This window comes from uncultured Polaribacter sp. (assembly GCF_947497125.1).
In the GTDB taxonomy this organism is placed as follows: Bacteria; Bacteroidota; Bacteroidia; order Flavobacteriales; family Flavobacteriaceae; genus Polaribacter.
In genome coordinates, this window is record NZ_CANMFI010000002.1 from 456,701 (window position 1) to 479,917 (window position 23,217).

At 32.5% G+C, this 23,217-nt stretch carries 26 protein-coding genes and 1 tRNA gene; 13 read left to right on the top strand and 14 right to left on the bottom strand.

Annotated elements, in window-relative coordinates; all coding sequences use genetic code 11:
• Positions 1 to 38: 38 nt before the first annotated feature.
• Positions 39 to 120: transfer RNA gene (locus Q0678_RS05040), tRNA-Leu, on the bottom strand.
• 3 nt (positions 121 to 123) lie between these two features.
• Positions 124 to 453, bottom strand: a complete 330-nt coding sequence (locus Q0678_RS05045; protein ID WP_299054795.1) for a GIY-YIG nuclease family protein — start codon at positions 451 to 453, stop codon at positions 124 to 126.
• A gap of 194 nt (positions 454 to 647) precedes the next feature.
• On the opposite strand from Q0678_RS05045, the gene Q0678_RS05050 reads away from it, so the two are divergent.
• The 3 genes from Q0678_RS05050 (at position 648) to pth (ending at position 2,990) form a co-directional block, all read left to right on the top strand.
• A complete protein-coding gene (locus tag Q0678_RS05050; RefSeq protein WP_299054798.1) occupies positions 648 to 1,589 on the top strand; it encodes a ribose-phosphate pyrophosphokinase in 942 nt (313 codons plus the stop codon).
• Between the two features lie 42 nt (positions 1,590 to 1,631).
• A complete protein-coding gene (locus Q0678_RS05055; RefSeq protein ID WP_299054800.1) occupies positions 1,632 to 2,246 on the top strand; it encodes a 50S ribosomal protein L25/general stress protein Ctc in 615 nt (204 codons plus the stop codon).
• 177 nt (positions 2,247 to 2,423) lie between these two features.
• Positions 2,424 to 2,990, top strand: a complete 567-nt coding sequence (gene pth / locus Q0678_RS05060) for an aminoacyl-tRNA hydrolase (RefSeq protein WP_299054803.1) — start codon at positions 2,424 to 2,426, stop codon at positions 2,988 to 2,990.
• A gap of 11 nt (positions 2,991 to 3,001) precedes the next feature.
• Here pth and Q0678_RS05065 read toward each other — a convergent pair whose 3' ends face one another.
• From Q0678_RS05065 to Q0678_RS05075, 3 genes are all read right to left on the bottom strand, one after another.
• Positions 3,002 to 3,547: a hypothetical protein gene (locus Q0678_RS05065; RefSeq protein ID WP_299054807.1), complete on the bottom strand. Its 546-nt coding sequence runs from the start codon at positions 3,545 to 3,547 to the stop codon at positions 3,002 to 3,004.
• 278 nt (positions 3,548 to 3,825) lie between these two features.
• Positions 3,826 to 5,373, bottom strand: coding sequence for an FISUMP domain-containing protein (locus tag Q0678_RS05070; protein ID WP_299054808.1), 1,548 nt, complete (start codon positions 5,371 to 5,373; stop codon positions 3,826 to 3,828).
• Positions 5,370 to 6,080, bottom strand: coding sequence for a T9SS type A sorting domain-containing protein (locus Q0678_RS05075; protein WP_299054810.1), 711 nt, complete (start codon positions 6,078 to 6,080; stop codon positions 5,370 to 5,372). Before Q0678_RS05075 ends, Q0678_RS05070 begins: the two co-directional genes overlap by 4 nt.
• A gap of 166 nt (positions 6,081 to 6,246) precedes the next feature.
• Between Q0678_RS05075 and Q0678_RS05080 the strand changes: the two genes are divergently transcribed.
• Entirely contained in the window at positions 6,247 to 7,635 is a 1,389-nt protein-coding gene (locus Q0678_RS05080) for a hypothetical protein (RefSeq protein ID WP_299054813.1), read from the top strand.
• Positions 7,636 to 7,639: 4 nt separating this feature from the next.
• Here Q0678_RS05080 and Q0678_RS05085 read toward each other — a convergent pair whose 3' ends face one another.
• The 8 genes from Q0678_RS05085 to lysM form a co-directional block, all read right to left on the bottom strand.
• Positions 7,640 to 8,092 (bottom strand): 6-carboxytetrahydropterin synthase, encoded by a 453-nt coding sequence (locus Q0678_RS05085; RefSeq protein WP_299054817.1) that lies wholly within the window; start codon positions 8,090 to 8,092, stop codon positions 7,640 to 7,642.
• A gap of 92 nt (positions 8,093 to 8,184) precedes the next feature.
• Entirely contained in the window at positions 8,185 to 9,684 is a 1,500-nt protein-coding gene (locus Q0678_RS05090; RefSeq protein ID WP_299054820.1) for a GH3 auxin-responsive promoter family protein, read from the bottom strand.
• Positions 9,684 to 10,550, bottom strand: coding sequence for a M23 family metallopeptidase (locus tag Q0678_RS05095; protein WP_299054823.1), 867 nt, complete (start codon positions 10,548 to 10,550; stop codon positions 9,684 to 9,686). Before Q0678_RS05095 ends, Q0678_RS05090 begins: the two co-directional genes overlap by 1 nt.
• Positions 10,551 to 10,598: 48 nt before the next feature.
• Positions 10,599 to 11,183 carry a nicotinate (nicotinamide) nucleotide adenylyltransferase gene (gene nadD, locus Q0678_RS05100; RefSeq protein ID WP_299054825.1) on the bottom strand — a complete coding sequence of 195 codons (585 nt, stop codon included), beginning with the start codon at positions 11,181 to 11,183 and terminating at the stop codon, positions 10,599 to 10,601.
• Between the two features lie 82 nt (positions 11,184 to 11,265).
• A complete protein-coding gene (gene gmk, locus Q0678_RS05105) occupies positions 11,266 to 11,853 on the bottom strand; it encodes a guanylate kinase (RefSeq protein ID WP_299054828.1) in 588 nt (195 codons plus the stop codon).
• Between the two features lie 92 nt (positions 11,854 to 11,945).
• Complete coding sequence (locus Q0678_RS05110; protein ID WP_299054979.1) at positions 11,946 to 12,800, bottom strand: DUF1732 domain-containing protein; 855 nt, start codon at positions 12,798 to 12,800, stop codon at positions 11,946 to 11,948.
• A gap of 133 nt (positions 12,801 to 12,933) precedes the next feature.
• Entirely contained in the window at positions 12,934 to 13,836 is a 903-nt protein-coding gene (locus Q0678_RS05115) for a DMT family transporter (protein WP_299054834.1), read from the bottom strand.
• Positions 13,837 to 13,954: 118 nt separating this feature from the next.
• On the bottom strand, positions 13,955 to 14,425 hold the full coding sequence (gene lysM, locus Q0678_RS05120; protein WP_299054836.1) for a peptidoglycan-binding protein LysM: 471 nt from the start codon (positions 14,423 to 14,425) through the stop codon (positions 13,955 to 13,957).
• A 97-nt stretch (positions 14,426 to 14,522) separates the two neighbouring features.
• Between lysM and upp the strand changes: the two genes are divergently transcribed.
• Positions 14,523 to 15,176, top strand: a complete 654-nt coding sequence (gene upp, locus Q0678_RS05125) for a uracil phosphoribosyltransferase (protein WP_299054840.1) — start codon at positions 14,523 to 14,525, stop codon at positions 15,174 to 15,176.
• Here upp and Q0678_RS05130 read toward each other — a convergent pair.
• Positions 15,171 to 16,106 (bottom strand): DUF6427 family protein, encoded by a 936-nt coding sequence (locus Q0678_RS05130; protein ID WP_299054843.1) that lies wholly within the window; start codon positions 16,104 to 16,106, stop codon positions 15,171 to 15,173. The genes upp and Q0678_RS05130 overlap by 6 nt on opposite strands.
• Positions 16,107 to 16,147: 41 nt before the next feature.
• Between Q0678_RS05130 and Q0678_RS05135 the strand changes: the two genes are divergently transcribed.
• The 8 genes from Q0678_RS05135 (at position 16,148) to hppD (ending at position 23,132) form a co-directional block, all read left to right on the top strand.
• On the top strand, positions 16,148 to 16,357 hold the full coding sequence (locus Q0678_RS05135; RefSeq protein WP_299054845.1) for a hypothetical protein: 210 nt from the start codon (positions 16,148 to 16,150) through the stop codon (positions 16,355 to 16,357).
• Positions 16,358 to 16,366: 9 nt separating this feature from the next.
• On the top strand, positions 16,367 to 17,038 hold the full coding sequence (gene trmB / locus Q0678_RS05140) for a tRNA (guanosine(46)-N7)-methyltransferase TrmB (RefSeq protein WP_299054848.1): 672 nt from the start codon (positions 16,367 to 16,369) through the stop codon (positions 17,036 to 17,038).
• A gap of 72 nt (positions 17,039 to 17,110) precedes the next feature.
• Positions 17,111 to 17,449, top strand: coding sequence for an MGMT family protein (locus Q0678_RS05145; RefSeq protein ID WP_299054850.1), 339 nt, complete (start codon positions 17,111 to 17,113; stop codon positions 17,447 to 17,449).
• Positions 17,450 to 17,564: 115 nt separating this feature from the next.
• Positions 17,565 to 18,704, top strand: a complete 1,140-nt coding sequence (locus Q0678_RS05150) for an Mrp/NBP35 family ATP-binding protein (protein ID WP_299054852.1) — start codon at positions 17,565 to 17,567, stop codon at positions 18,702 to 18,704.
• Between the two features lie 5 nt (positions 18,705 to 18,709).
• Entirely contained in the window at positions 18,710 to 18,946 is a 237-nt protein-coding gene (locus tag Q0678_RS05155; RefSeq protein ID WP_299054855.1) for a NifU family protein, read from the top strand.
• 163 nt (positions 18,947 to 19,109) lie between these two features.
• Positions 19,110 to 20,165, top strand: coding sequence for an NAD(P)/FAD-dependent oxidoreductase (locus tag Q0678_RS05160; protein WP_299054858.1), 1,056 nt, complete (start codon positions 19,110 to 19,112; stop codon positions 20,163 to 20,165).
• A 244-nt stretch (positions 20,166 to 20,409) separates the two neighbouring features.
• Positions 20,410 to 21,588 carry a homogentisate 1,2-dioxygenase gene (locus Q0678_RS05165; protein WP_299054860.1) on the top strand — a complete coding sequence of 393 codons (1,179 nt, stop codon included), beginning with the start codon at positions 20,410 to 20,412 and terminating at the stop codon, positions 21,586 to 21,588.
• A gap of 380 nt (positions 21,589 to 21,968) precedes the next feature.
• Positions 21,969 to 23,132 (top strand): 4-hydroxyphenylpyruvate dioxygenase, encoded by a 1,164-nt coding sequence (gene hppD, locus Q0678_RS05170; protein ID WP_299054862.1) that lies wholly within the window; start codon positions 21,969 to 21,971, stop codon positions 23,130 to 23,132.
• The last annotated feature ends 85 nt before the right edge of the window (positions 23,133 to 23,217 follow it).

The following is a 23,217-nucleotide window of genomic DNA, read 5'->3' on the forward strand; positions in this document are numbered from 1 at the left end:
AAAACCCTTTAAAAACAACGGTTTTAAAGGGTTTACAGTACTCGAGGTGGGAATCGAACCCACACTTCCGAAAAAACTGGATTTTGAATCCAGCGCGTCTACCAATTCCGCCACTCGAGCAATTTACATAGTGTCTCGCAAAGAACGTAATTTTTCTTTTCCTACACCAGATTTCCAATATTTTTCTCTCACTCTTGCTTCAATCCTGGTTTTTACTTGTTCAGAGTATAATAATTTAAAAGGAGCATAAAACTTTGTAGTTCTTTCTCTTAACCCATTATGTCTCTTCAATCTTTCTTTTAGATTTGAAGTTAAACCAACATATATATAATTTTTGTCTTTACTAGAAATGGCATAAACATAAAACATATATACTTGTATTAGCGCGCCTGCCTGTCGGAAGACAGGTCTACCAATTCCGCCCTGTCTGCCGACAGGCAGGCACTCGAGCAATATCTACATCTCAATTCTCAGTTCTTGATTCTTGATTCTTGATTCTTGATTCTTGATTCTTGATTCTTGAACTTTTTTAGTAGGTTGCAAATGTATTAAAATATTTTATTTTAAAGTCTATAAATAAATATCAAAGTCAATAAATAATTTCTACTTTTGTCATCAAACAACAACACAACAAAAATTACAACTAAATGCCTACAAATCAATTAACACCAAAACTTTTTGCTTGCAGACAAAGCACTGTTTTAGCAGAAAACATAGCCAAAGAATACAACACAACATTAGGAAAAGTAAAAACAACTTACTTTAGTGATGGCGAGTTTCAGCCAGCTTTCGAAGAATCTGTCCGAGGAAGACGTGTGTTTATTATTGGTTCTACGTTTCCGAACGCAGATAATTTAATGGAAATGTTATTGATGTGTGATGCGGCAAAAAGAGCTTCTGCAAGACATATAACAGCAGTAATGCCTTATTTTGGTTGGGCAAGACAAGACAGAAAAGACCAACCAAGAGTTGCAATTGGCGCAAAATTAGTAGCAAAATTATTAGAATCTGCAGGGGCTACCAGAATTATGACAATGGATTTGCATGCAGATCAAATACAAGGATTTTTCGAAAAACCAGTAGATCATTTATTTGCGTCTACTATTTTTATGCCTTATATAAAAAGCTTACAATTAGAAAACTTAACCATTGCATCGCCAGATATGGGTGGTTCTAAAAGAGCTTATGCCTACTCTAAACATTTACATTCTGATGTAGTAATTTGCTACAAACAACGTAAAAAAGCCAATGTAATCTCTCATATGGAACTTATTGGCGATGTAAAAGGCAAAAATGTTATTTTGGTTGATGATATGATAGATACTGGTGGTACGCTAGCACATGCCGCTGATTTAATGATGGAAAGAGGTGCGTTAAGTGTAAGAGCAATCTGTACACACCCAATACTTTCTGGTGGCGCATACGATAAGATAGAAAACTCTGGGTTAACAGAATTAATTGTATCAGACACAATTCCGTTAAAAAAGGAGACATCTAAAATAAAAGTTGTATCTTGCGCGCCATTATTTGCAGATGTTATGCACAAAGTGCAAGACAATACTTCAATTAGTGGAAAATTTTTAATGTAAACTGTCCAACATAAAAAACGGACAAAATTTAAACAAAAAGTAATGAAATCAATTACAATTAAAGGATCAAAAAGAGAAAGCGTGGGCAAGGTAGCTACCAAAGCCTTACGTAATGCTGGTATGGTTCCTTGCGTTATATACGGAGGAGAAAACCCAATACACTTTTCAGCAGAAGAAAAAGCGTTTAAAAATTTGGTATTCACTCCAAACGTCTATACTGCAAGTATTGAGGTTGATGGAAAAAAAATACCTGCAATTTTACAAGACATTCAGTTTCACCCAGTTACAGACAAAATTATTCATGTAGATTTTTATCAATTATTTGATGATAAAGAAATTACTATGAAAATACCTGTAAAATTAGTTGGTACTTCTCCAGGGGTATTAAACGGTGGTTCTTTACGTTTTACAAACCGTAAATTAAAAGTAAAAGCATTACCTGCTAACCTACCAGATTTTGTTAATGCAGACATTTCTAAATTAAGAATAGGAAATAAATTATTAGTTACGTCTCTTTTTAATGACGACTATACTTTTATGCACCCAGATAACACCGTAGTTGTTCAAGTTAGAACTTCTCGTAACGCAACAGCAGACGAAGAAGAAGAAACAGAAGAAGAAACTGCAGAAGCTGCAACAGAAACTGCTGCAGAATAAATTTTATTATAGTATTAAAAAAGCGTTACAGTTTTGTAACGCTTTTTTTTATGCCAAAACTATATGTATCACCACAGCTAATTGTAATTGGTTAATTCTTCTTATTTTTGAAGAAGATTTAAAAAACGCTCTTTTTTAAATAAAATAACACCTAAAAGAGACGCTAAAAACGTATTGATGAAAAAATTTTTAATAGTGGGTTTGGGTAATATTGGCGATGATTACAAGAATACACGTCATAATATTGGCTTTCAAATTTTAGAAGCACTTGCCGAAGAGCACCAAGCTAGTTTTGAAACTCAAAAATTGGGAGACATTGCTACCTTTAGACACAAAGGCAAAACGTTTATTTTATTAAAACCAAGTACTTACATGAACTTAAGTGGCAAAGCGGTAAAATATTGGTTACAACAAGAAAACATTGCTTTAGAAAACCTTCTAGTGGTTACCGATGATGTACATATCGATTTTGGTTCTATTCGAGTAAAAGCAAAAGGATCTGCTGGTGGGCACAACGGTTTAAAAGACATTCAAGAAAAATTAAACACCCAACAATATGCACGTTTTCGTTTTGGTGTTGGTGGTAATTATTCTAGAGGACGACAAGCAGATTTTGTTTTAGGCAAATGGCTTAAAGAAGAAACCAGCCAATTAATAGAGCGTTTACCAATTGCAGCAAAAGTAGTAACTACTTTTGGCACCGATGGCCTAAACAATACCATGAACACTTTTAACGGAAAGTAACAAGAGCAACTCTAGTTTCTTACAAAGCTAATATTTGTTTCAATTTCGGTAGTAACAGTATCAATTACTTCTTCTGTCTCTTGTTTTAAAATAACAGTGTCTTCATTAAAAGTTACAATGGTAAAATTACCTTGTAAAAAACCATCATTAGAAGCCGAAATTTGTAAAGTATAGGTATCTGCATCTACTTGGTAAGTACCAGCTTCATCTATCAATAAAATAGTAGTATCTGTAATGGCACTACCAACAGCAGGGGTAACCACAGTAATAACTCTGTATTGCCCAATAGCTGTAAAGGTACCGTCTGTATTTAGTGTAAAATCTATTTGAAAAGTATCTCCGTTACTAGTAGAGGTAGCTACCGGAAAAGGAACCAAAACACCTGCTACTTCTGTTGCAGAGGTTACCTTTGTATCAATATTAAAATTAGTTACCTCATAGGTACCCGCAATGTTTTCTGTAGTTAATACATACGGAGCATCATTGTTATTACTACTGCTACAACTTGTTATTATAACCGAAACAAGTAAAATAATAAAGGGGTTTAATAGTTTCATATGTTTTTTTTTCAAAGATAAGTTTTAATTATGAATGCCATAAATAAGTGGCTTTTTTTATTTTAATAAGACACTCATTTTATAAAAAGGGAAAGCCCTCTAAATGAATAGAAGGCTCGTTATTTTTTCTTTTTCAATGATCAACTTTCCCCTAAATTTGTATAGAAACTTTTTAGTTTCTGGATTTTTTATTGTTTAAATTGTTTATTCTACAGGTAAGAATTAGTTTTTGATTACTGATTTTATAGTAGAATAATTTTCATTTGAAATTTTTAAAGTTAATTTCTAACAAAACGGACTGAGAATCCTGATTTTTTAGAAAAGTAGTGATCTATTATATGATTACTATTATTATTGAATAGAAGACTGTACCACGCTGTATCTGAATTGAACTCAGAAGAACTCCAAAAGTAAGCATCAATACTTTTACCTCCGAACAAACCATTGTTATTACAGTAGCCGATTGGTAAACCATTAAAACCGCTACTATTATTAGTGTTTTGATTATTACCAACAGCTCCTTCAGTAGTTGAGTTATTCCAACCAGTTACAGACGCCATTGCTTTGGCTATTTTGTTACCAGTAGTTGTACCATCATAATTATAACCATTGCCAATTAGATAATCTTCTAAAGTTGTCCATTCCGTATCACTTGGCACATGCCAACCTTCTGGTGCAAATTCTTTATTTGGAGTATTTTCATCATTATCGTGAATCCCCATTACTGCATACCAATTGTATAATTTCTCTTTGGTTGGATCATTGTCATAATAACACCAAGCACCTGTGGTAAGATTAGACCATTCTGTATCGTCTGTAACTTGTGGTATAGGAGTGCCATCTCTATAGGTAGCTATTTCAGCATTTTTAACCGTCCAAGTTTGATCTTTAATAGTTAAGTATGGATAACTATTTCCGTCTTGATCAGTTAAAGTTCCAGAGTTTGATTGAGTTTGTAGAGCATCAATTTGATCTTGTAACCCTTCTATTTTACTTAGCAAAAGAGATAAAGTAACCGCATCTTGAGCATCAGTAGGGTCTGCAACATTTTTTATTTGATTATTTTCTGCACTTACGGTGCCATTTAGTAAAATATCACCACCATTCGTAGATGACGAATTGTAAAGATTCTGGATTTCTTGCTCTGATAATACTCGGTTCCAGATGCCAATGTCGTCAAGTTTACCACCAAAACCATTAAAAGCTGAAGTAGATTTCCTACCTAATTCCCAAGGTTTACTGGTATTGGAAACAATAGCTAACTTAGGAGTTGTGGTTCTCTGATGGATTAAATTTCCATTCAAATAAAAAAATGATTGACCAGATTCTCCATTATTCGTATACACGATGTGAGCCCACTGATTTTCCCCAACTGGATTAGATTTAACATCTAAACCTAATCCTAAATAGACTTTAATACTGCTTGTACTCCTATCGAAAATTAGTCCACTCTCACCAATACCCAAGATCCTCGGGTCTGCATTAGTAGGGTTTGGGTATTTCATCACCCATAATGAAATTGAAAATAAACCATTTGTAAAAGCAGATGATAAATTAGGTAGAGAAATATATGCCGAAGAAGAAAAGCCAGAATTACTGTTTGGCCAATCATAAGCAGAAATTAAATTTCCATTCCTATTCTCTGAAAGAATAACATTGCCATTAACAGTTCCATTGTTTCCATTACCACTTTCATCATTGGCATTACCATTAAAAGGATAATAAGCAACCAAACCATCTGTAGGAATGTTAGAGGGTATTTCTTGTGCTTTTGTAACTGAAATTACAAAAGAAAAGAAAAATAATATTAATAAAATACGTTTCATAACTTGATAATTTTAATAGATTTTACTGCTTTTTTTTCTGTTTTTATTCTTAAAATATATGAACCTATACTTAAATGGCTCATGTTTAATTGATTATTTTTAGTACTACCTACTTTTCTTCCGTTTATATCAAATAATTCTGCTTGTAGCAAATTATCTGCTTTTATAAATATTTTATTGGCTGTAGGATTCGGATATACTACAAAATTGTGGTTTATTGTGTTTGCGTCTTCTATACTAAGTGAAGCGTCTGCGGCACCCGCGGTTACAGATTTAAATGAGACGGCTTCGTTAAAAGTGTAGCTTACTGTATTTTGTGTTTCATTTACATTTGCAGCATAAGAAACCCAACGATCATCTTCTCCTTTTAACTGTAAAACCAGATCACTTTCAGTAATATCATTCAGCTCGTCTTCTAAATAAGAAAAGGTTAACGTACCTTTAAAATTAGTAAGTAAGTTTAGCGTATTATAAACCCTAGACACAGAGGTGTTGCTGTTGTTACTAACAGCAGTAACAGATCTATAAACATTGTTGTTGCCAAGAATTTCATAAGCCTCAGAAGGTGCTATTTCTAATCCGTCTAAAGTAATAGCGCTACCAGAAGCAACAGAAATAGAAGCTCCTGAATTAATGGTTAAAATTTGACCATAAAAAAAAGGACTCAAAAAAAGTTCTAAAAAAAGCAGTAAAACAAATTTTTTCATTGAAATACATTTTAAAATATTTTCAAATTTAGATTTAAATCTATTATTTTCTCAAAAAATTATACGACATCATAATTTCGCATATTTTTTATCCTTAAAAAAAAAGTGTATTTTTACAGCGTTATAAAATTTTAAAAAGCTATAAATTAGACTTTTAATAAATATTATGAGGAATTTTACATCCCCTAAAGCATTCTTTTTTTATATATTGCTTTTTTGTTGTTTTATTGGTCATTCTCAAACTAATTTTAACATAAATAATGACTATTTACTGTTCGAAGATGCAGTTACCAAAGAACCGGTATTGGTTTATAATGATTCTATGGCAGTTTCTGGGTTTGATTTTAACAACCATTTTAAAACACAATTCCCTAATGATTTTTCGGTAATTGATTATGGTAACTATCAACTTCAATTAGATAGTATCAATTATTTGGTAGACAGCGGCTGTGGCGTAGTAATCTCTTACGCAAATAAAAAGTTTAAACGTATTGACAAATCTTTTAGACACCAGAACCAATATGGAGCCGTGCCCTTTGTACACAATAAAAACATTTATTTATGGGGTGGATATGGTTTGTTTACGCACAAAAATATACTTACTTATTACGATTTTGTAGGGAATGAATGGTTGTTAAAATATTATAAAAATACTGCTAAACTTGTTCCCAGGTATCAGTCTTTTTCTGTGAAAAAAGGTTCGGACTTATATATTTTAGATGGTGTTTATGAAAATTATGCATTAAATAAAAAAAAGACTATTGAAGATCCTTATGTTTGGCGCTTAGATTTGAATACTTTTACCTGGTTTAAAGAAAAAAAATACAATACAAAGTTACCTGTATTTACTTCTACACAAATTACTGGTCAGCAATTTACCAGGCAGCAGACAATTGTATACGTTACTTCTAAAATCTATGAAATTGATCTTTTTAAGAATACAGTAAAAACCTTTGAAATTAGAAACTTTAAAAATATTAAGGCACTCATCTTTCATCCTACTTCAGATAAAGTGAGCTATGTTTATTTTAGCAATAATAAAAACATAGCGAATAGTGAATTGTATTCAGATTTTAGAGGCAATTTATTGAGCGAAACCCCATTATATGTAGACGAAACAGGTACGCAAATATTAAAATACTTAGGTATATTAAGCCTAGTTTGTTTGTTGGTATTTTTAACTATAAAATGGATAAAAAGAGTTAAAGAAACTAAAAACCAATTAACATATTACCATAAAAACAATCTTTTTGTAGGGTATAAAAAGAGTCCTTTAAAGTTATCGCCTTTAAATGCTGCGGTTTTAAAAGTTTTTATATCGCATGAAAACACCTTTTTTCCGTTGCAAGAGTTAAGTGATGTTTTGTCTGAAGATCTTAAAGAAGACAACTATATTACCATAAACAAACGAAGAGAACGCGTTTTAAAAGACTTAAAATTTGAACTTTCTGATGCCCTTAAAATCCCTAAAGACAATATATTTACAACTAGAACCAGTCAGTTAGACAAACGTATGAGAGAGATAAAAATAAACGTTACGTTTTTAATAAAATAGTATTTTAGTTATTTTCGCTAGCAAACCATTCTGCATAACTGGTAGCAGTTTCTTGTAATTTTAAGGAATGTAGCGCAATGTTTTTTGGCAATCTTTTTTTAATTTTCTCTGCAAAATCAATTACCATCATTTCGCTTGTTGGTTGGTAATCTACTAGTAAAACTTCATGGCCTCTGTCTAATAATTCTTTTGCCAGTTCTACATGTGGTGTGTTTTTGTTAAATACGGTGGCATGGTCAAAAACATTAACAATCTCTTCGTTTACAATTTTTTTTAGATCGCCAAAGTCTATAACCATTCCAAATTTTACATTTTTTTGATCGCTTATTGGCTGTCCAGAAACGGTAACAAATAGTTGGTAAGAGTGGCCGTGTACATTTTTGCATTTGCCATCATAGCCATATAATGCATGACCGGTTTCGAAAGTAAATTTTTTGGTAATTCTTATCGTGCTCATTAACGTCTGTTTCTAAATTTGTTGTAAAAGTACACAATAACCAATGCTATTGCCAATCCTATAAATAAATAATCTCCTCCCATAGTGTTTTGTTATTTTTCAATTAAAAATTCTTGTAAAACTGTTGCAATTTTTCTGTTATCAGACAATTGCGGAATTTTGTTTTGACCGCCAAACTTACCAATCGATTTCATATACGCATGAAAACCTCCTTTTTTTACTTTAGAGATAACCAGCGGTTTTAATACTTTTCCTTCAATTAAATCGAAATAATAAATATTTTGTGCTTGCATAGAAGCATCTATTTTAGCGGCAAACTCATCGATATCATCAGGTTCATTTTCAAATTCGATAAACCACTCATGATAAGGCAATCCGTTTTCTGGATTTACTTGAGGCGCCACAGTAAATTCGCTAATATTGATTGGTGTGCCTTTTATGGCATCATTTAACGCTTTTTCTACCTCTTTACCAATTACGTGTTCGCCAAAGGCAGAGATAAAATGCTTAATTCTGCCAGTTACTTTAATTCTGTAAGGTTTTGTGTTGGTAAACATTACAGTATCGCCAATATTATAACCCCATAAACCAGCCGTTGTATTTAAGATAATTACATAATTAACACCCACTTTTACCTCTTTCAATGAAATTCTTGTCGGCTTTTCATCAAAAAACTCTTTGGCAGGTATAAATTCGTAAAAAATACCCGAATCTAATTGTAACAGCATTCCTTTTTCGGTTTGCGAATCTTGATAAGCAATAAAGCCTTCGGATGCAGGATACAACTCTATATAATCTATTTTTTTACCAATTAAACTCTCGAATTTATTTTTATATGGATCAAAATTAACGCCACCATAAATAAAGAAATTAAAATTCGGGAACAACTCAGAAATACTTTTACCTGTTTTTTCAATTAGCTTTTCGAAATACATTTGCACCCAAGAAGGGATGCCACTAATTACAGACATGTTTTCATGTACGGTTTCTTTTACAATAGCATTTACCTTGGTATCCCAATCTTCAATACAATTGGTTTTCCAGGTTGGTAAACGATTTTTTAGTAAATAGTTAGGTACATAATGAGCCGCAATACCACTTAATCGACCTAATTTAACGCCATTTTTGTCCTCTAAAACAGGGCTTCCTTGTAAAAAAATCATTTTACCGTTTACAAAGCTGGCATCATTTTTTTCAACAATGTAAAAAAGCAATGCATTTTTTGCTGCGGTAATATGCGTTGGCATCGATTCTTTGGTAATGGGTATGTATTTTGCGCCAGAGGTTGTGCCAGATGTTTTTGCGTAATACAAAGGTTTGCCAGGCCATAAAACATTGCTTTCGCCAGCAACCATTTTGTCTACGTAGGGTTTTAAGCCTTCATAATCTGTAATAGGAACATTTTTTTTAAAGTCGCCATAATTGGTAATGCTATCAAAGTTATGGTCTTTACCAAAAGTAGTTTTACACCCTTTAGCAATTAAATTTTTAAAAACTTTATCTTGGGTTTTATGTGGATTATTTGCCCATTTTAGCACTTTTTTTGTGGCTATTTTGGCAAACGGAATTGCAAAAAAAGATTTGATACTCATTATTTAAAGTCTATAAAATTTAAAGGATTTACAGCATAACCGCCGTTCCAGAGCTCGAAATGTAAGTGCTCTCCGGTGGTTAATTCTCCGGTAGAACCTACGGTGGCAATTACCTCGCCAGATTTTACAAAATCACCTTGTTCTTTTAAAAGATTTCCGTTGTGTTTATAAACAGAAAGGTATTCTTTAGCATGTTTTATAATTATTACATAACCGGTTTCTGTGGTCCATCCAGAAAAAATTACAGTTCCGTCTGCGGTAGCTTTTACAGGGTCTCCTTTTTTAGCAGCAATATCTACTGCAAAATGTTTAGAGTTTGATTCAAAATTTTGAGTAATGGTTCCGTTTAAAGGAGCAAAAAAGACGATACTAACATTAGTTGGTTGCTTTTTTTGTAAAGAAAAAAGTGTTTCGCTTTCTACTTTTTCTCTAAAAATAGAATCTTCTTTTGAAGCATTTAATAAGTTTTCGTCTATATTTTGTTGCCTTTGTTCTGGCGCTAAAGAGTCTATTGCTTCTGCACTAATTTCGCCAGTTAAGACTGGTAATAGTGCTTTTGTATAGTTTTCTAGATAGGCAATTTTTAATTTTAAAGAATCGGTTGTAAAATTAAGTTTTGCAGTTTTTATTTTTAAGGCAGTAGATGAGTGCCCAGGTATATAATCTCTAATTGGGGTAAAAGCAATTAATAAAATGGTTGCTGTTATTAGCAAAATAGAAAAGATACCGCCAAAGACAAACACGTTTAATCGAGATAGTTTTAAAGAAAAACGTTCTTCAAAAGTATCTTCATTTAAAACAACTAATCGATATTTGTCGGTTAGTTTTTGTTTTAGTTTTCCCTTTTTTTTCTCTTTTTTACTCACAAAAAATTATTTGATTATTAACAAAGATACAACGATTTTTAAGTGCACTTATTTTTTATAAAAATTCATTTCATCAATATATTTCGAAACCTGATTTGGTAAAAGTGGTTCTATGTTTTTTTTGTTTTTGATACCATTTCTAATCATTGTAGATGAAATTTCTATAATTGGCGCTGCTATTTTATGAATTTTTAGGTGTTCATCAAACTGAGTTGCAACCTTACCTTCAGAAATTCTAGGGTACACGTAAATGTGGTGGTGTTCTAAAATAGTTTCGTAGTTTTTCCATTTATGCAGGCTTTTTAGATTGTCTTCTCCCATAATTAGACAAAATTCTTTAGTTGGATACCGATCTGTAAGATGCGCCAAAGTATGCACAGTATAATTAGGTTGTGGTAGTTTAAATTCTGCGTCTGATGGTTTAATTTTTAAGTAGTTTTCTGTAGCTTTAAAAACCATCTCTAACCGATGATGATTGTCTAACAAAGTACTTTTCTTTTTAAATGGATTGTGCGGTGTTACTACCATCCAAATTTCATCTAAATCAGAATTTTCTACCATATGATTGGCAATAATTAAATGCCCTATATGAATTGGGTTGAAAGTGCCAAAATACAATCCGATTTTACTCATTTTTTAAGATATTAGAAAAAAGAGCCTAGAAAAGAGATTTTTATCAAACCCTATCATCTATTTTCTTTTCTCTCTATGCTATTTACTGTTTTAATTCTAAAAAATTCCCCACCAATTCTTCGGCTTCTTTTAAGGCGTCTTCTAAAATGTAATTTTTAATAATTTTATCAAATTGAGGCGCTGTTGCTAATTCTACCGAAGCTTTTGCTATGCGCATGTTTATTTTGTCTTCGCTTTCTGTAGAACGTTTTTTTAGTCTAATTTTTAGCTCATCTACACTTGGTGGCTTTACAAAAACAGAGAGTGTTTTGTCTGGGTATTTCTTTTTTATTCTTAGTCCGCCTACCACATCAATATCAAAAATAACATGTTTTTTTAGTGCCCAAATACGTTCTATTTCACTTTTTAGGGTGCCATAAAAATTGTCTCTATAAACTTCTTCCCACTCTAAAAATTCATCACCTTTAATTTTATTCTTAAATTCTTTTAAATCAATAAAATAATAATCTTCACCCTCTTTTTCAAAACCTCTTGGTGCTCTAGAAGTAGCAGAAATAGAGAATGCTAAGTTAAATTTTTCTTGATTTAATAAATGACGAACGATGGTTGTTTTTCCGGAGCCAGAAGGAGCAGAAAAAACAAATAATTTACCTACAAAATTATCTTTCATAATTAATTTTGTTATGCTGAACCTTTTTCAGCATCTTATTAATAACTAATTTTATTTAGAAACTGAAAAAGTTCAGCTTGCTTTAAAGTATTTTAAAGCACATTTAATATTTGTTCTTTAATTTGTTCTAATTCGTTTTTCATTTGAATAACGGCTTTTTGCATCGGTGCAAAATTTGCTTTAGAACCAGTTGTGTTTATCTCACGGCCAATTTCTTGAATAATAAATCCTAGTTTTTTACCATTAGAGTCTTCAGAGGCAAGTGTTTTTAGAAAATAATCTAAATGATTTGCCAAGCGAACTTTTTCTTCATTAATATCTAGTTTTTCTAGATAATAGATCAATTCTTGCTCAAATCTATTGTTGTCTGTATCTACTTTTAAATCGTCAATAGCTTTCTTTAAACGTGTTTTTACGTTTTCAATTCTATCGCCGTCTAGGGCTTTTACTTCTTCTAAGTAACGACTAATGTTAGCAACTCTTTCTTTAAAATCAACCTCAAGAGAAGCGGCTTCATCTTTTCTGTATTGTACAATTTCTACAATGGCAGTATCGATGTTTTTATCAATAAGCAACCATTCGTTTTCATCTAATTCTTCGCGAGCGGTTTTTAACGCATCTGGCATTTTTATTGCCATTTTTAACAGTTCTACATCACTAGAAGCGCCGGTTTGAACAACGTTTCTTAGTTGTTGCATGTATTCGTTAACAACCCCTTTGTTAATGCTTGTAGAGGTTTCATCTGCAGTCATTTCTACAAAAATTGAAAAATCTACCTTACCCCGAACCAAAGCTTTAGCTAGTTTTTTTCGAACGGCTAGTTCCTTTTCTTTGTAGTAAGAAGGAATACGAACATTTAAATCTAGATTTTTACTATTTAAAGATTTTATTTCAATCGTTACTTTTTTAGTCGGTAATTGTAATACCGCTTTGCCGTAACCTGTCATAGATTGAATCATAAAAGAAACATTTTTAGATGAATTGCAAAGATAGTTTTTATTGATTAAATGTAAGTTTCAAATCAAAGAAAGCCTGCCATTACCCCTTTAAATAGTTGTTATTTTGAATAAAACAGGTTTTTTAGGTTGTTTGTGTTTGTTTTTTAGGTTGTTTTGTAACCAAATAAACGCCACAAAAGATAAGTAGTGTTGCTCCAATTTTTATCAAACTTAAAGAATCGCTACCAACAATAAGCGCAAATACCGTGGCAATTACGGGTTGTAAATAAATAAAAACACTTACAGTTGTTGGTTTTAGTTTAGATAAACCATACAGATTAAAAAGATACGTTACACAAGAAGTAAAAATTACAACAAAGCCAATGTTCCAATAAATAGTATTGGGTATTTCTTGCCAAACAACTTCACTTATTTCTTGATATCCAAAAGGCACCACAAAGATAAGACCAAAGAGATATAGCCATTTTACAAATACAATTGGGTGGTATTTTGCAATTAAACTTTTAGCCAGTACTAAATACAGGCCATAAGAAGCGGCATTAATAAATACCAAAAAGTTTCCAAAGCCAGTATTGGTGGCGTTTTCTGTAATAGATTTGCCATAAGTAATTAGTAAAATAGCCCCAATAAGACCAATAAAAATTCCTAAAATTCTTAATTTACCAATAGATTTTTTAATTAAAATACTAGAAAACACAAGCACCATAATTGGCGAAGTAACCATCATTACAGAGGCGCTAATTGGCGTTGTTAAGCTAAGCCCTTTAAAAAAAGCCAACATATTTATTGCAATACCAAAAACAGAGGCTAAAAATATTTTCTTGTAATCTTGCTTTTCTATTTTTTTAGCTTTGATGAATAAGCCAATTGTCCAAAAAATAACAGTAGCACCGATTACTCTTACCAAAATAAACGCATACGGTTTTAAATACATAGGCATTACCTCTTTTGCTATGGTATAGTTTACACCATAAATTAGTGTTGCAATGCAAACAGCTATTAAGGCTACTATTCTTTTGTTCATGCTATTTTTTAATTAGTATTTGTAGTGCAAAGTTGCACATAAATTTTAAAATAAGATGTAAAAAAAGGGCTTCAAAATACATTGAAACCCTTTTTAAATTTGGTTGATTGTTTTTTAATTAGTCTACCAATGGTGGTATTCTTAATACTTGACCAGGATAAATTTTATCAGGATGAGACAACATTGGTTTGTTTGCCTCAAAAATTACTGGGTACTTCATTGCGTTACCATAGTATTCTTTTGCTATTTTACCTAAAGTGTCTCCTTTAGCAACTGTATGAAATTGAGCCATTAAAGCCTCTTCTACTACAGCAACTTCTTTTACAGACATATTGTCTTCTACAGATGCAACACCGTTTGTGTTACCAGCAACAAGAACTACTTTTTCTTTTGTTGCTAAATCTGTTGCTTCTCCCCAAATTTTTACAGCATCATCATCTACTTCTATAGATAAATCTGCTACTTCTAGTTGATGAGATGCAATAGCGTCTCTTAATTGACCAGATTTCTCTGCATTTTCTTCTTCTGTTGTTTTACCGATGCCGAATACAGATGCACCAGCGTTTTTAATGAATGAAAAAATCCCCATTTTTTAATTGTTTTTGTTAATAATTCGATTTTTTTTGTAGTGCCAATATACAATTTTTATCCAATTACACTACATTTGTTGTAATAACTTAAAGAAGATGAAAATACATAATCTTACTCAGCAACCTTCAGTTTTAAATACTTTTATCGCTGAGATTAGAGACCCAAAAATTCAAAAAGATTCTTTACGTTTTAGAAGAAATATAGAAAGAATTGGAGAGGTAATTGGGTACGAACTTAGTAAAGATTTGTTGTATAAATACCAAGAGGTAACGACACCTTTGGGTGTAAAAAAAATGCAATTACTACAAAACGAGGTGGTTTTATGCTCTATTTTAAGAGCGGGTTTACCATTACACCAAGGGTTGTTAAATTATTTTGATGCTGCAGAAAATGCTTTTATTTCTGCTTACAGAAAACCCTTAAAAGCAGCTGATGATTTTGAAATTATTGTAGAGTATTTTGCAACACCATCCATAGAAAACAAAACAATGCTTTTGGCAGATCCTATGCTGGCAACGGGTCAAAGTTTAGTGGCAGTATATAATGCCATCAAAGAACAAGGAATTCCGAAAGAGATTCATATAGTTGCTGTTATAGCGGCCAAAGAAGGAATCGAATTTATAAAAAATCATTTTCCAGAAAACACTCATTTGTGGGTAGCAGCCATAGATGATACACTAGATAAAAAAGGATATATTATACCGGGTATTGGTGATGCTGGTGATTTGGCTTTTGGCACTAAGTTATAGCCAGAAGAAAGTTATAAAAGTTCCCACCAATAAAAGGCTAAATAAAATATTTTTAATAATTCTATTCTTAAAAACTTCTAAACCATTTGCAATAATGATTGTTGCAGGGATGGTTAAAAATACTATTTCCGAACCATTTTTTTCAACTTCCGTTAAAGCAAATAGTATTGCGACAACTAAATTTACAATTAGTAGCAACCAGCTCATTTTAAAAGAGTTGTTTACAGATAGTGCTTTAGGAGTTTTAATAATAAGGCATCCAAAAGTTAGCAGTAAAATAGTTGTTGTTAACCATAAATGATATCCTTTACTGTAAAAATACATGTTGTTAAAACCTTCGAAATTAACGGTTTCAAAAAAAGTATAACTAAAACTTTCTTGTTGCCAAAACAAGTAAGTACCATAAATAATTAGTGGAGAAATAAAACCAATAACGGGGGTAATTAAGGTATGAAACGTTATTTTTTGATGTAATAAAATAGCAGTATAAAGCAGTGCTACAAAAAGAATAGAATTAGGGGCTATTAAACACAACATACCAAGCCAAAAACCACTATCAAAAAGTTTTTTAATAACCTTTTTAGAAGATTTTAAACTGTATATTTTTCTTAAAAAAAATAAATGAGTTAGCAGTAAAAAAAGTGTTTTAACAGCTATTAAATTTGGCAAAAATAATATTAAGGCCAAAGTAAATAGAAAAAAACCAAACGAATTATCTAAAGTTAGCTTGTTTTTTGAGACAACAAAATGATAAAAGAAAAAAATAGCTACAAACAAAAAGAATAAAAAAACACTCTTAAACACATTAGGCCAAGAGGTTTGATGGTCGAAAAGACTAGAAAAAATAACGATTAAAAAACAGCAAAAAAACAATCCGAAGTAGATTGTAAAATTGATTGGCTTAGATTTCTCTAAAAAATTGGCTAGCATTGTTTCTTTTGTTATTTTTGCAGTGTAAAGATAATTAAGTTATGATAGCAAGCAATATTTTTAGATGGATTGGTAGTTTATTTACAGATTTATTATTCATTCCTTTTGATTGGTTAAGAAAAGGCGATTTCAATTGGTGGTCTTCAAACGCAATAAACTGGATGTTTTTAGCTGTTTTATTAGTGCTTTTTGCTTATTGGATGGGTCAATCTGTTAAGTTTAAGAACGAAGGGAAAGAAGATAAAGCATAAAAAGATACTTTGGGAAGCAAAAATAAACTGAAGCGTTTTAAAGAAAACGAAACATTTAAAAATGTCATTCAGCCTACTCGAGAAGAAGTAATTACCAACTTTTCTCACAAAGGCGCATGGCATTCTTTTTTTGGTAATAGCAACCCTATTGTAGTAGAGTTAGGTTGTGGTAAAGGAGAGTATACCATTGCACTTGCTCAAAAAAATCCCGATAAAAATTTTATTGGTATCGATATAAAAGGCGCTCGTTTCTGGAGAGGCGCTAAAACGGCTATCGAAGAAAATTTACCAAATGTTGCCTTTGTAAGAACGCAAATTGAACTAGTAGATTTTATTTTTGCAGAAAATGAAGTTTCAGAAATCTGGATTACTTTTCCAGATCCGCAGATAAAATTTCAGCGTACAAAGCATCGAATGACTAATGCGAACTTTCTTAAAAAATACCATCATATTTTAAACCAAGAAGGCATTGTAAATCTTAAAACAGACTCAGAGTTTATGCATGGTTATACCTTAGGGTTGTTGCATGGAGAAGGGCACGAGGTTTTATATGCCAACCACACAGTTTATAAAAATGAAGGTGCACCAGAAGAGGTAACAGCAACCCAAACCTTTTACGAAAAACAATATTTAGAAGTCGATAAAGCAATTACTTATATTAAGTTTCGACTAAAGTATTAGCGATAGTCATTCTAAATTTATTTCAGCATCCAAAAAGTTTTGTACAATAAATAGTATCTTAACTTCGTGAAAGTGAAAGAATCCGACAATTTTTTTGAAAAAGTATACCAAGTAGCCCGTTTAATTCCTTTAGGTAGGGTAACTAGTTACGGCGCAATTGCCACTTTTTTAGGTGCTGCACGTTCGGCAAGAATGGTGGGTTGGGCAATGAACAACTCTCACAATCAACAAGAAGAAGTACCTGCACATAGAGTAGTTAACAGAAAAGGATTGTTAACAGGAAAACATCATTTTGATGGCACTAACTTAATGCAACAGTTGTTAGAAAACGAGGGGATTGTTGTTGTTGAAAACCAAATTCAGAATTTTGATAAAATATTCTGGAACCCGAGTGAAGAGCTGTCTAAATAAATACAGCAAATACTATAATTTACATTTATCAAAGTATAGAAAATCGTCATCTACTCGCTTTATTTTCTGAACACTTAGCCGTATCTTTGCAATCAAGATTAAATAAAAATAAGACGTGAGTTTTACAAAACAAGATATTTACAAAGCATTAGAAACAATTACTGCTCCAGGAGAAGGTAAAAGTTTGGTAGAAAATAAAAATGTAACAAACGTAGTAACTTTCGGCGACGAGGTTATTGTAGATGTAACGATAAGCAACCCAACTTTACAGGCAAAAAAGAAGATAGAGACAGCCATTTCTGATGCTATCAAGGCGAATGTAAAAGAGGATATTCAGGTAAAAATAAATGTAAAAGTAGAAAAGCCTGCTGTTAAAGAAAACCCGAATTTAATTCGAGGAAAAGAAATACCAAACATTAAAAACATCATTGCCATTGCATCAGGTAAAGGTGGTGTTGGTAAATCTACCATAACAGCAAATACGGCAATTTCATTAGCAAAAATGGGCTTTTCTGTAGGTGTTTTAGACGCAGATATTTATGGTCCATCACAGCACATCATGTTCGATGTCGAAAAAGAAAAACCACTTTCTGTAAATGTAGATGGGCGATCTAAAATGAAGCCTGTAGAAAATTACGGAGTAAAATTATTGTCTTTAGGGTTTTTTACAAATCCAGACCAGGCAGTAATTTGGAGAGGTCCCATGGCTTCTAAAGCATTAAATCAATTAATTTTTGATGCAGCTTGGGGCGAGCTCGATTTCTTGTTAATCGATTTACCTCCAGGAACAGGAGATGTGCACTTATCTATTGTACAAGCTTTACCAATTAATGGTGCGGTAGTGGTTTCTACACCACAAAATATTGCCTTGGCAGATGCAAAAAAAGGAGTTGCTATGTTTCAACAAGACAGTATTAAAGTACCCGTTTTAGGAATCATCGAAAATATGGCTTACTTTACACCAGCAGAGTTGCCAGATAACAAATATTATATTTTTGGTCAAGATGGTGCAAAAAACTTGGCAGCAGATATCAATACTCAGTTTTTAGGCGAAATTCCTTTGGTACAAAGTATTCGTGAAGCCGGAGATGTTGGGCATCCTGTAGCCTTACAAAACGGCACTGTTTTAGAGAAATCTTTTAACGAGATTACCAAAGAAATGGTGGCGCAATTAATAAAAAGAAACGAAAACTTACCACCAACAGAAGTTGTTAGAATTACAACAATGAGTGGTTGTAGCTCCGTGAAAAAATAAAGCATATGACAGCACAAGAAACATTAAATAATGTAGAAAAAGCATTAGAAGAAATTCGTCCTTTTTTAATGAACGATGGCGGAAACATCAAACTTTTATCCATAGAAGACACCATTGTAAAAGTACAATTAGAAGGTGCTTGTACGGGTTGTTCTGTCAATCAAATGACTTTAAAAAATGGTGTAGAGGCTACCATAAAAAAGTATGCGCCACACATTGTAGAAGTTATAAATGTTGCTTAAACTGATAAAAATCAGGTTTTAAAAACTATAAAAAATATATTTTTGGGCGTTCCCAAGCAAAAAAGCTTGGTCAGGCTTTGCACTATATCTTTTTTGAGAAATACAAAAAAGGATGTCGTTTCAATCCTTAACGCACTCATCAAAATCTAAAATTTTTATCAAAATGATAAAAACAGACATACTTATTATTGGGGCCGGACCCACAGGTTTATTTACTGTTTTCGAAGCAGGATTGTTAAAATTACGCTGCCATTTAATTGATGCATTACCGCAACCAGGCGGACAATGTTCTGAGATTTATCCGAAGAAACCAATTTATGATATTCCTGCATATCCAGAAATTCTTGCGGGCGATTTAACCGATAAATTATTAGAGCAAATTAAACAATTTGAGCCAGGATTTACTTTAGGTGAACGCGCAGATACCATAGAAAAACAAGAAGACGAAACTTTTATTGTAACAACTAATAAAGGCACAAAACACCATGCAAAAGTAGTTGCAATTGCGGGTGGTTTAGGCTCTTTCGAACCTAGAAAACCACCAATTCCTAATATTGTAGATTTTGAAGACAAAGGGGTAGAGTATATTATTCGTGATCCAGAATTTTACAGAAATAAAAAAGTAGTAATTTCTGGTGGCGGAGACTCTGCTTTAGATTGGTCTATATTTTTAACAGACGTTGCAGCATCTGTAACCTTAATTCATAGAAGAAACGAATTTAGAGGCGCTTTAGATTCGGTAGATAAAGTACAAGAATTAAAAGATGCAGGTAAGTTAAAGCTTATTACACCAGCAGAAGTAAAAGGAATTGTTGGTACAGAAAAAGTAACAGGTGTTTCGGTTGTGCAAAACGGAGAGGCGCCTTTTACCATAGAAACCGATCACTTTATTCCGCTTTTTGGCTTGTCTCCTAAACTAGGTCCTATTGCAAATTGGGGATTAGAAATAGAAAAAAATGCGATTAAGGTAAATAATGCGTTAGATTATCAAACCAACATTCCGGGTATTTATGCCATTGGCGATGTAAACACTTATCCTGGTAAATTAAAGTTAATTCTTTGTGGTTTTCACGAAGCAACGTTAATGTGCCAAAGCGCTTACAAACGTATTTTTCCAGATAAAAAGTATGTAATGAAATATACCACTGTTGGTGGTGTAGATGGTTTTGATGGTACCAGAAAAGAAGCGCCAAAAGCAGTAATTAAAAAGATTGAGTAATCAATATCATTGTTACTTTTAACATATTTTACAAACCCTTCTGTTTAAATTCAGAAGGGTCTTTTTTTTAAAGAGATAATTATCCTTTAGTTTTCTGTATATTTGTAGAGAACAATCTTAAAACGTTCTAGTATGTTTACAGATTTATTAATTCACTTAAAATTTTTGATAAAGCGCAACCCAGAATGACACAAGTTAAATGAATTTTCAATCATTTAATTTTTTAATCATTTAATAACAAAATATGCCTTTCTATCACAAATTAGGAAAAATTCCACCTAAAAGACACACCCAATTTCGTAAAAAAGACGGAAGTTTATATTACGAACAACTCTTTGGTACCATTGGTTTCGATGGCATGTCTACCAATTCTTATCATGAACATAGGCCTACCATGGTTAAAAAAATTGGCAAGCAGTATTCTGTAAAACCAAAAATAGCCAAGGCAAACAATATTCAGTCGTATCGCTTTCGTGGTTTTCAAGTACCACCAGAAAACGATTATTTAGAAAGTAGAAAAATTGTGCTTACCAATGCTGATTGTAACATTATTTTAGCAGCACCAAAACAAGCTACACAAGACTATTTTTATAAAAATACAGACGCAGACGAAGTTATTTTTATTCATAAAGGAACCGGAAAATTAAGAACACATTTAGGAAATATCGACTTTAAATATGGAGATTATTTGGTAATTCCGCGTGGTATTATTTACAAATTAGATTTCGATGATGAGAATAATCGTCTTTTTATAGTAGAGAGTTATTCGCCAGTTTACACACCAAAACGTTATAGAAATTGGTTTGGACAATTGTTAGAACATTCGCCCTTTTGTGAACGAGATTTAAGACGTCCTCAAGAATTAGAAACGTATAATGAGTTGGGCGATTTTTTAATCAAAGTAAAAAAGCAAGGCGAAATTATAGAAATGACCTACGCTTCTCACCCTTTTGATGTAGTGGGTTACGACGGATATAATTTTCCGTATGCATTTTCTATTCACGATTTTGAGCCTATTACAGGGCGCATACATCAGCCGCCACCAGTTCATCAAACCTTTGAAACCAATGCCTTTGTAATCTGTAGTTTTGTGCCACGTTTGTATGATTATCATCCAAACTCAATTCCGGCACCTTACAACCATAGCAATATCGATTCCGACGAGGTTTTATACTATGTAGATGGCGATTTTATGAGCAGAAACGATATTGAAGCAGGGCATATTTCTTTGCATCCAGCAGGAATTCCACACGGGCCACACCCAGGTGCAACAGAGCGCAGTATAGGAGAAACCGTAACAGAAGAGTTGGCGGTTATGGTAGACACTTTTAAACCGTTACAGGTTACAGAAGAAGCCATAAAAATAGCCGATGAAGACTATTATAAAAGTTGGCTTCCACCTATAAATCCTTCAAAGGAGTAGAACACACAGACGTAAAAATGATGTGGTAAAAAGAATAATTATTAGAAGCTATTTCCTGCTTTCCACTATATCTTTTTAATTGAGTTCTCGATACAAATTTGCTAAAAAAGCAAATTCACTCGAACTGATAATTAAAAAGGATGCCGTTTCAATCAGGGCTAAACTTGTTTGAAAATAAGGGTCAACATTAAATGGAAGTTATAATTTACAAACTAAAAGGCCTCATAGGTTTTTAAAACCTGAGAGGTCTAAATTAAAAATACAACGAACAAAGATTGAGTTAAAGATTCAAGAATTCTAAAAGATGATAATGGGCTTTTAAAATAAACTCTAAAAATCTTTTTTCTTGTCTCTATTTTCTATCTTCAAAATAACAAAATATGAGTAAAAAAGAAATAAAATCAGTAAACTACGGTTTAGAAAAAATATTTGAAGGCGCACAAGATTTCTTACCGCTTTTAGGAACAGATTACGTAGAATTTTACGTAGGTAATGCAAAACAGGCAGCACATTTTTACAAAACAGCTTTTGGGTTTCAATCACATGCATATCGTGGCTTAGAAACCGGTGCAAAAGACTCGGTAAGTTATGTATTAACACAAGATAAAATAAAGTTGATGCTAACAACGCCGCTAAATAGTAAATCGCCAATTAATGATCATATTGTAAAACATGGCGATGGTGTAAAAGTGGTTGCACTTTGGGTAGAAGATGCCAGAAAAGCGTATGAAGAAACCACCTCGAGAGGCGCAAAATCTTACATGGAGCCAACCGTTGAAAAAGACGAACATGGCGAAGTGGTAAGAGCAGGAATTTATACTTATGGCGAAACAGTACACTTATTTGTAGAGCGTAAAAACTACAACGGAGCCTTTTTACCAGGCTTTCAAAAATGGGAATCAGATTACAATCCGCCAGCAGCAGGCCTAAAATATATAGATCATATGGTGGGTAATGTGGGTTGGAATCAGATGGATGTTTGGGTAAAATGGTACGAAGATGTCATGGGGTTCGAAAACTTTTTATCGTTTGATGACAAGCAAATTCATACCGAATATTCTGCTTTAATGAGTAAGGTAATGTCTAATGGAAACGGACGAATAAAATTCCCAATTAACGAGCCTGCAAAAGCAGCAAAACGTTCTCAGATAGAAGAATATTTAGATTTTTATGAAGGTGCAGGAGTGCAACATATTGCAGTTGCAACAGACGATATTTTAAAAACAGTATCTCAATTAAGAGCCAATGGCGTAGAGTTTTTATCGACGCCACCAGAGGAATATTATAGAGCTGTACCTGGAAGATTAGAAGAATTTAGCCACGAATTAAATGAAGATATCGAAAAACTAAAAAGTTTAGGTATTATGATTGATGCTGATGAAGAAGGTTATTTGTTGCAAATTTTTACCAAACCAGTAGAAGATAGACCTACGTTGTTTTTTGAAATCATTCAAAGAATGGGAGCTAAAGGTTTTGGCGCAGGAAATTTTAAAGCCTTGTTTGAATCTATAGAAAGAGAACAAGAAAAAAGAGGAACGTTGTAATTGCTAAACAGTTTTTAAGTAGAAGTTTACAGTATAAATATTTCTAGACCTCACAGGTTTTTAAAACCTGTGAGGTCTTTTCTAT

Coding starts and splice junctions, on each gene's coding strand:
- Q0678_RS05050 (WP_299054798.1), top strand. CDS start 648: ATGCCTACAAATCAATTAACACCAAAACTTTTTGCTTGCAGACAAAGC.
- Q0678_RS05055 (WP_299054800.1), top strand. CDS start 1,632: ATGAAATCAATTACAATTAAAGGATCAAAAAGAGAAAGCGTGGGCAAG.
- pth (WP_299054803.1), top strand. CDS start 2,424: ATGAAAAAATTTTTAATAGTGGGTTTGGGTAATATTGGCGATGATTAC.
- Q0678_RS05065 (WP_299054807.1), bottom strand. CDS start 3,547: ATGAAACTATTAAACCCCTTTATTATTTTACTTGTTTCGGTTATAATA.
- Q0678_RS05070 (WP_299054808.1), bottom strand. CDS start 5,373: ATGAAACGTATTTTATTAATATTATTTTTCTTTTCTTTTGTAATTTCA.
- Q0678_RS05075 (WP_299054810.1), bottom strand. CDS start 6,080: ATGAAAAAATTTGTTTTACTGCTTTTTTTAGAACTTTTTTTGAGTCCT.
- Q0678_RS05080 (WP_299054813.1), top strand. CDS start 6,247: ATGAGGAATTTTACATCCCCTAAAGCATTCTTTTTTTATATATTGCTT.
- Q0678_RS05085 (WP_299054817.1), bottom strand. CDS start 8,092: ATGAGCACGATAAGAATTACCAAAAAATTTACTTTCGAAACCGGTCAT.
- Q0678_RS05090 (WP_299054820.1), bottom strand. CDS start 9,684: ATGAGTATCAAATCTTTTTTTGCAATTCCGTTTGCCAAAATAGCCACA.
- nadD (WP_299054825.1), bottom strand. CDS start 11,183: ATGAGTAAAATCGGATTGTATTTTGGCACTTTCAACCCAATTCATATA.
- gmk (WP_299054828.1), bottom strand. CDS start 11,853: ATGAAAGATAATTTTGTAGGTAAATTATTTGTTTTTTCTGCTCCTTCT.
- Q0678_RS05110 (WP_299054979.1), bottom strand. CDS start 12,800: ATGACAGGTTACGGCAAAGCGGTATTACAATTACCGACTAAAAAAGTA.
- Q0678_RS05115 (WP_299054834.1), bottom strand. CDS start 13,836: ATGAACAAAAGAATAGTAGCCTTAATAGCTGTTTGCATTGCAACACTA.
- lysM (WP_299054836.1), bottom strand. CDS start 14,425: ATGGGGATTTTTTCATTCATTAAAAACGCTGGTGCATCTGTATTCGGC.
- upp (WP_299054840.1), top strand. CDS start 14,523: ATGAAAATACATAATCTTACTCAGCAACCTTCAGTTTTAAATACTTTT.
- Q0678_RS05130 (WP_299054843.1), bottom strand. CDS start 16,106: ATGCTAGCCAATTTTTTAGAGAAATCTAAGCCAATCAATTTTACAATC.
- Q0678_RS05135 (WP_299054845.1), top strand. CDS start 16,148: ATGATAGCAAGCAATATTTTTAGATGGATTGGTAGTTTATTTACAGAT.
- Q0678_RS05155 (WP_299054855.1), top strand. CDS start 18,710: ATGACAGCACAAGAAACATTAAATAATGTAGAAAAAGCATTAGAAGAA.
- Q0678_RS05160 (WP_299054858.1), top strand. CDS start 19,110: ATGATAAAAACAGACATACTTATTATTGGGGCCGGACCCACAGGTTTA.
- Q0678_RS05165 (WP_299054860.1), top strand. CDS start 20,410: ATGCCTTTCTATCACAAATTAGGAAAAATTCCACCTAAAAGACACACC.
- hppD (WP_299054862.1), top strand. CDS start 21,969: ATGAGTAAAAAAGAAATAAAATCAGTAAACTACGGTTTAGAAAAAATA.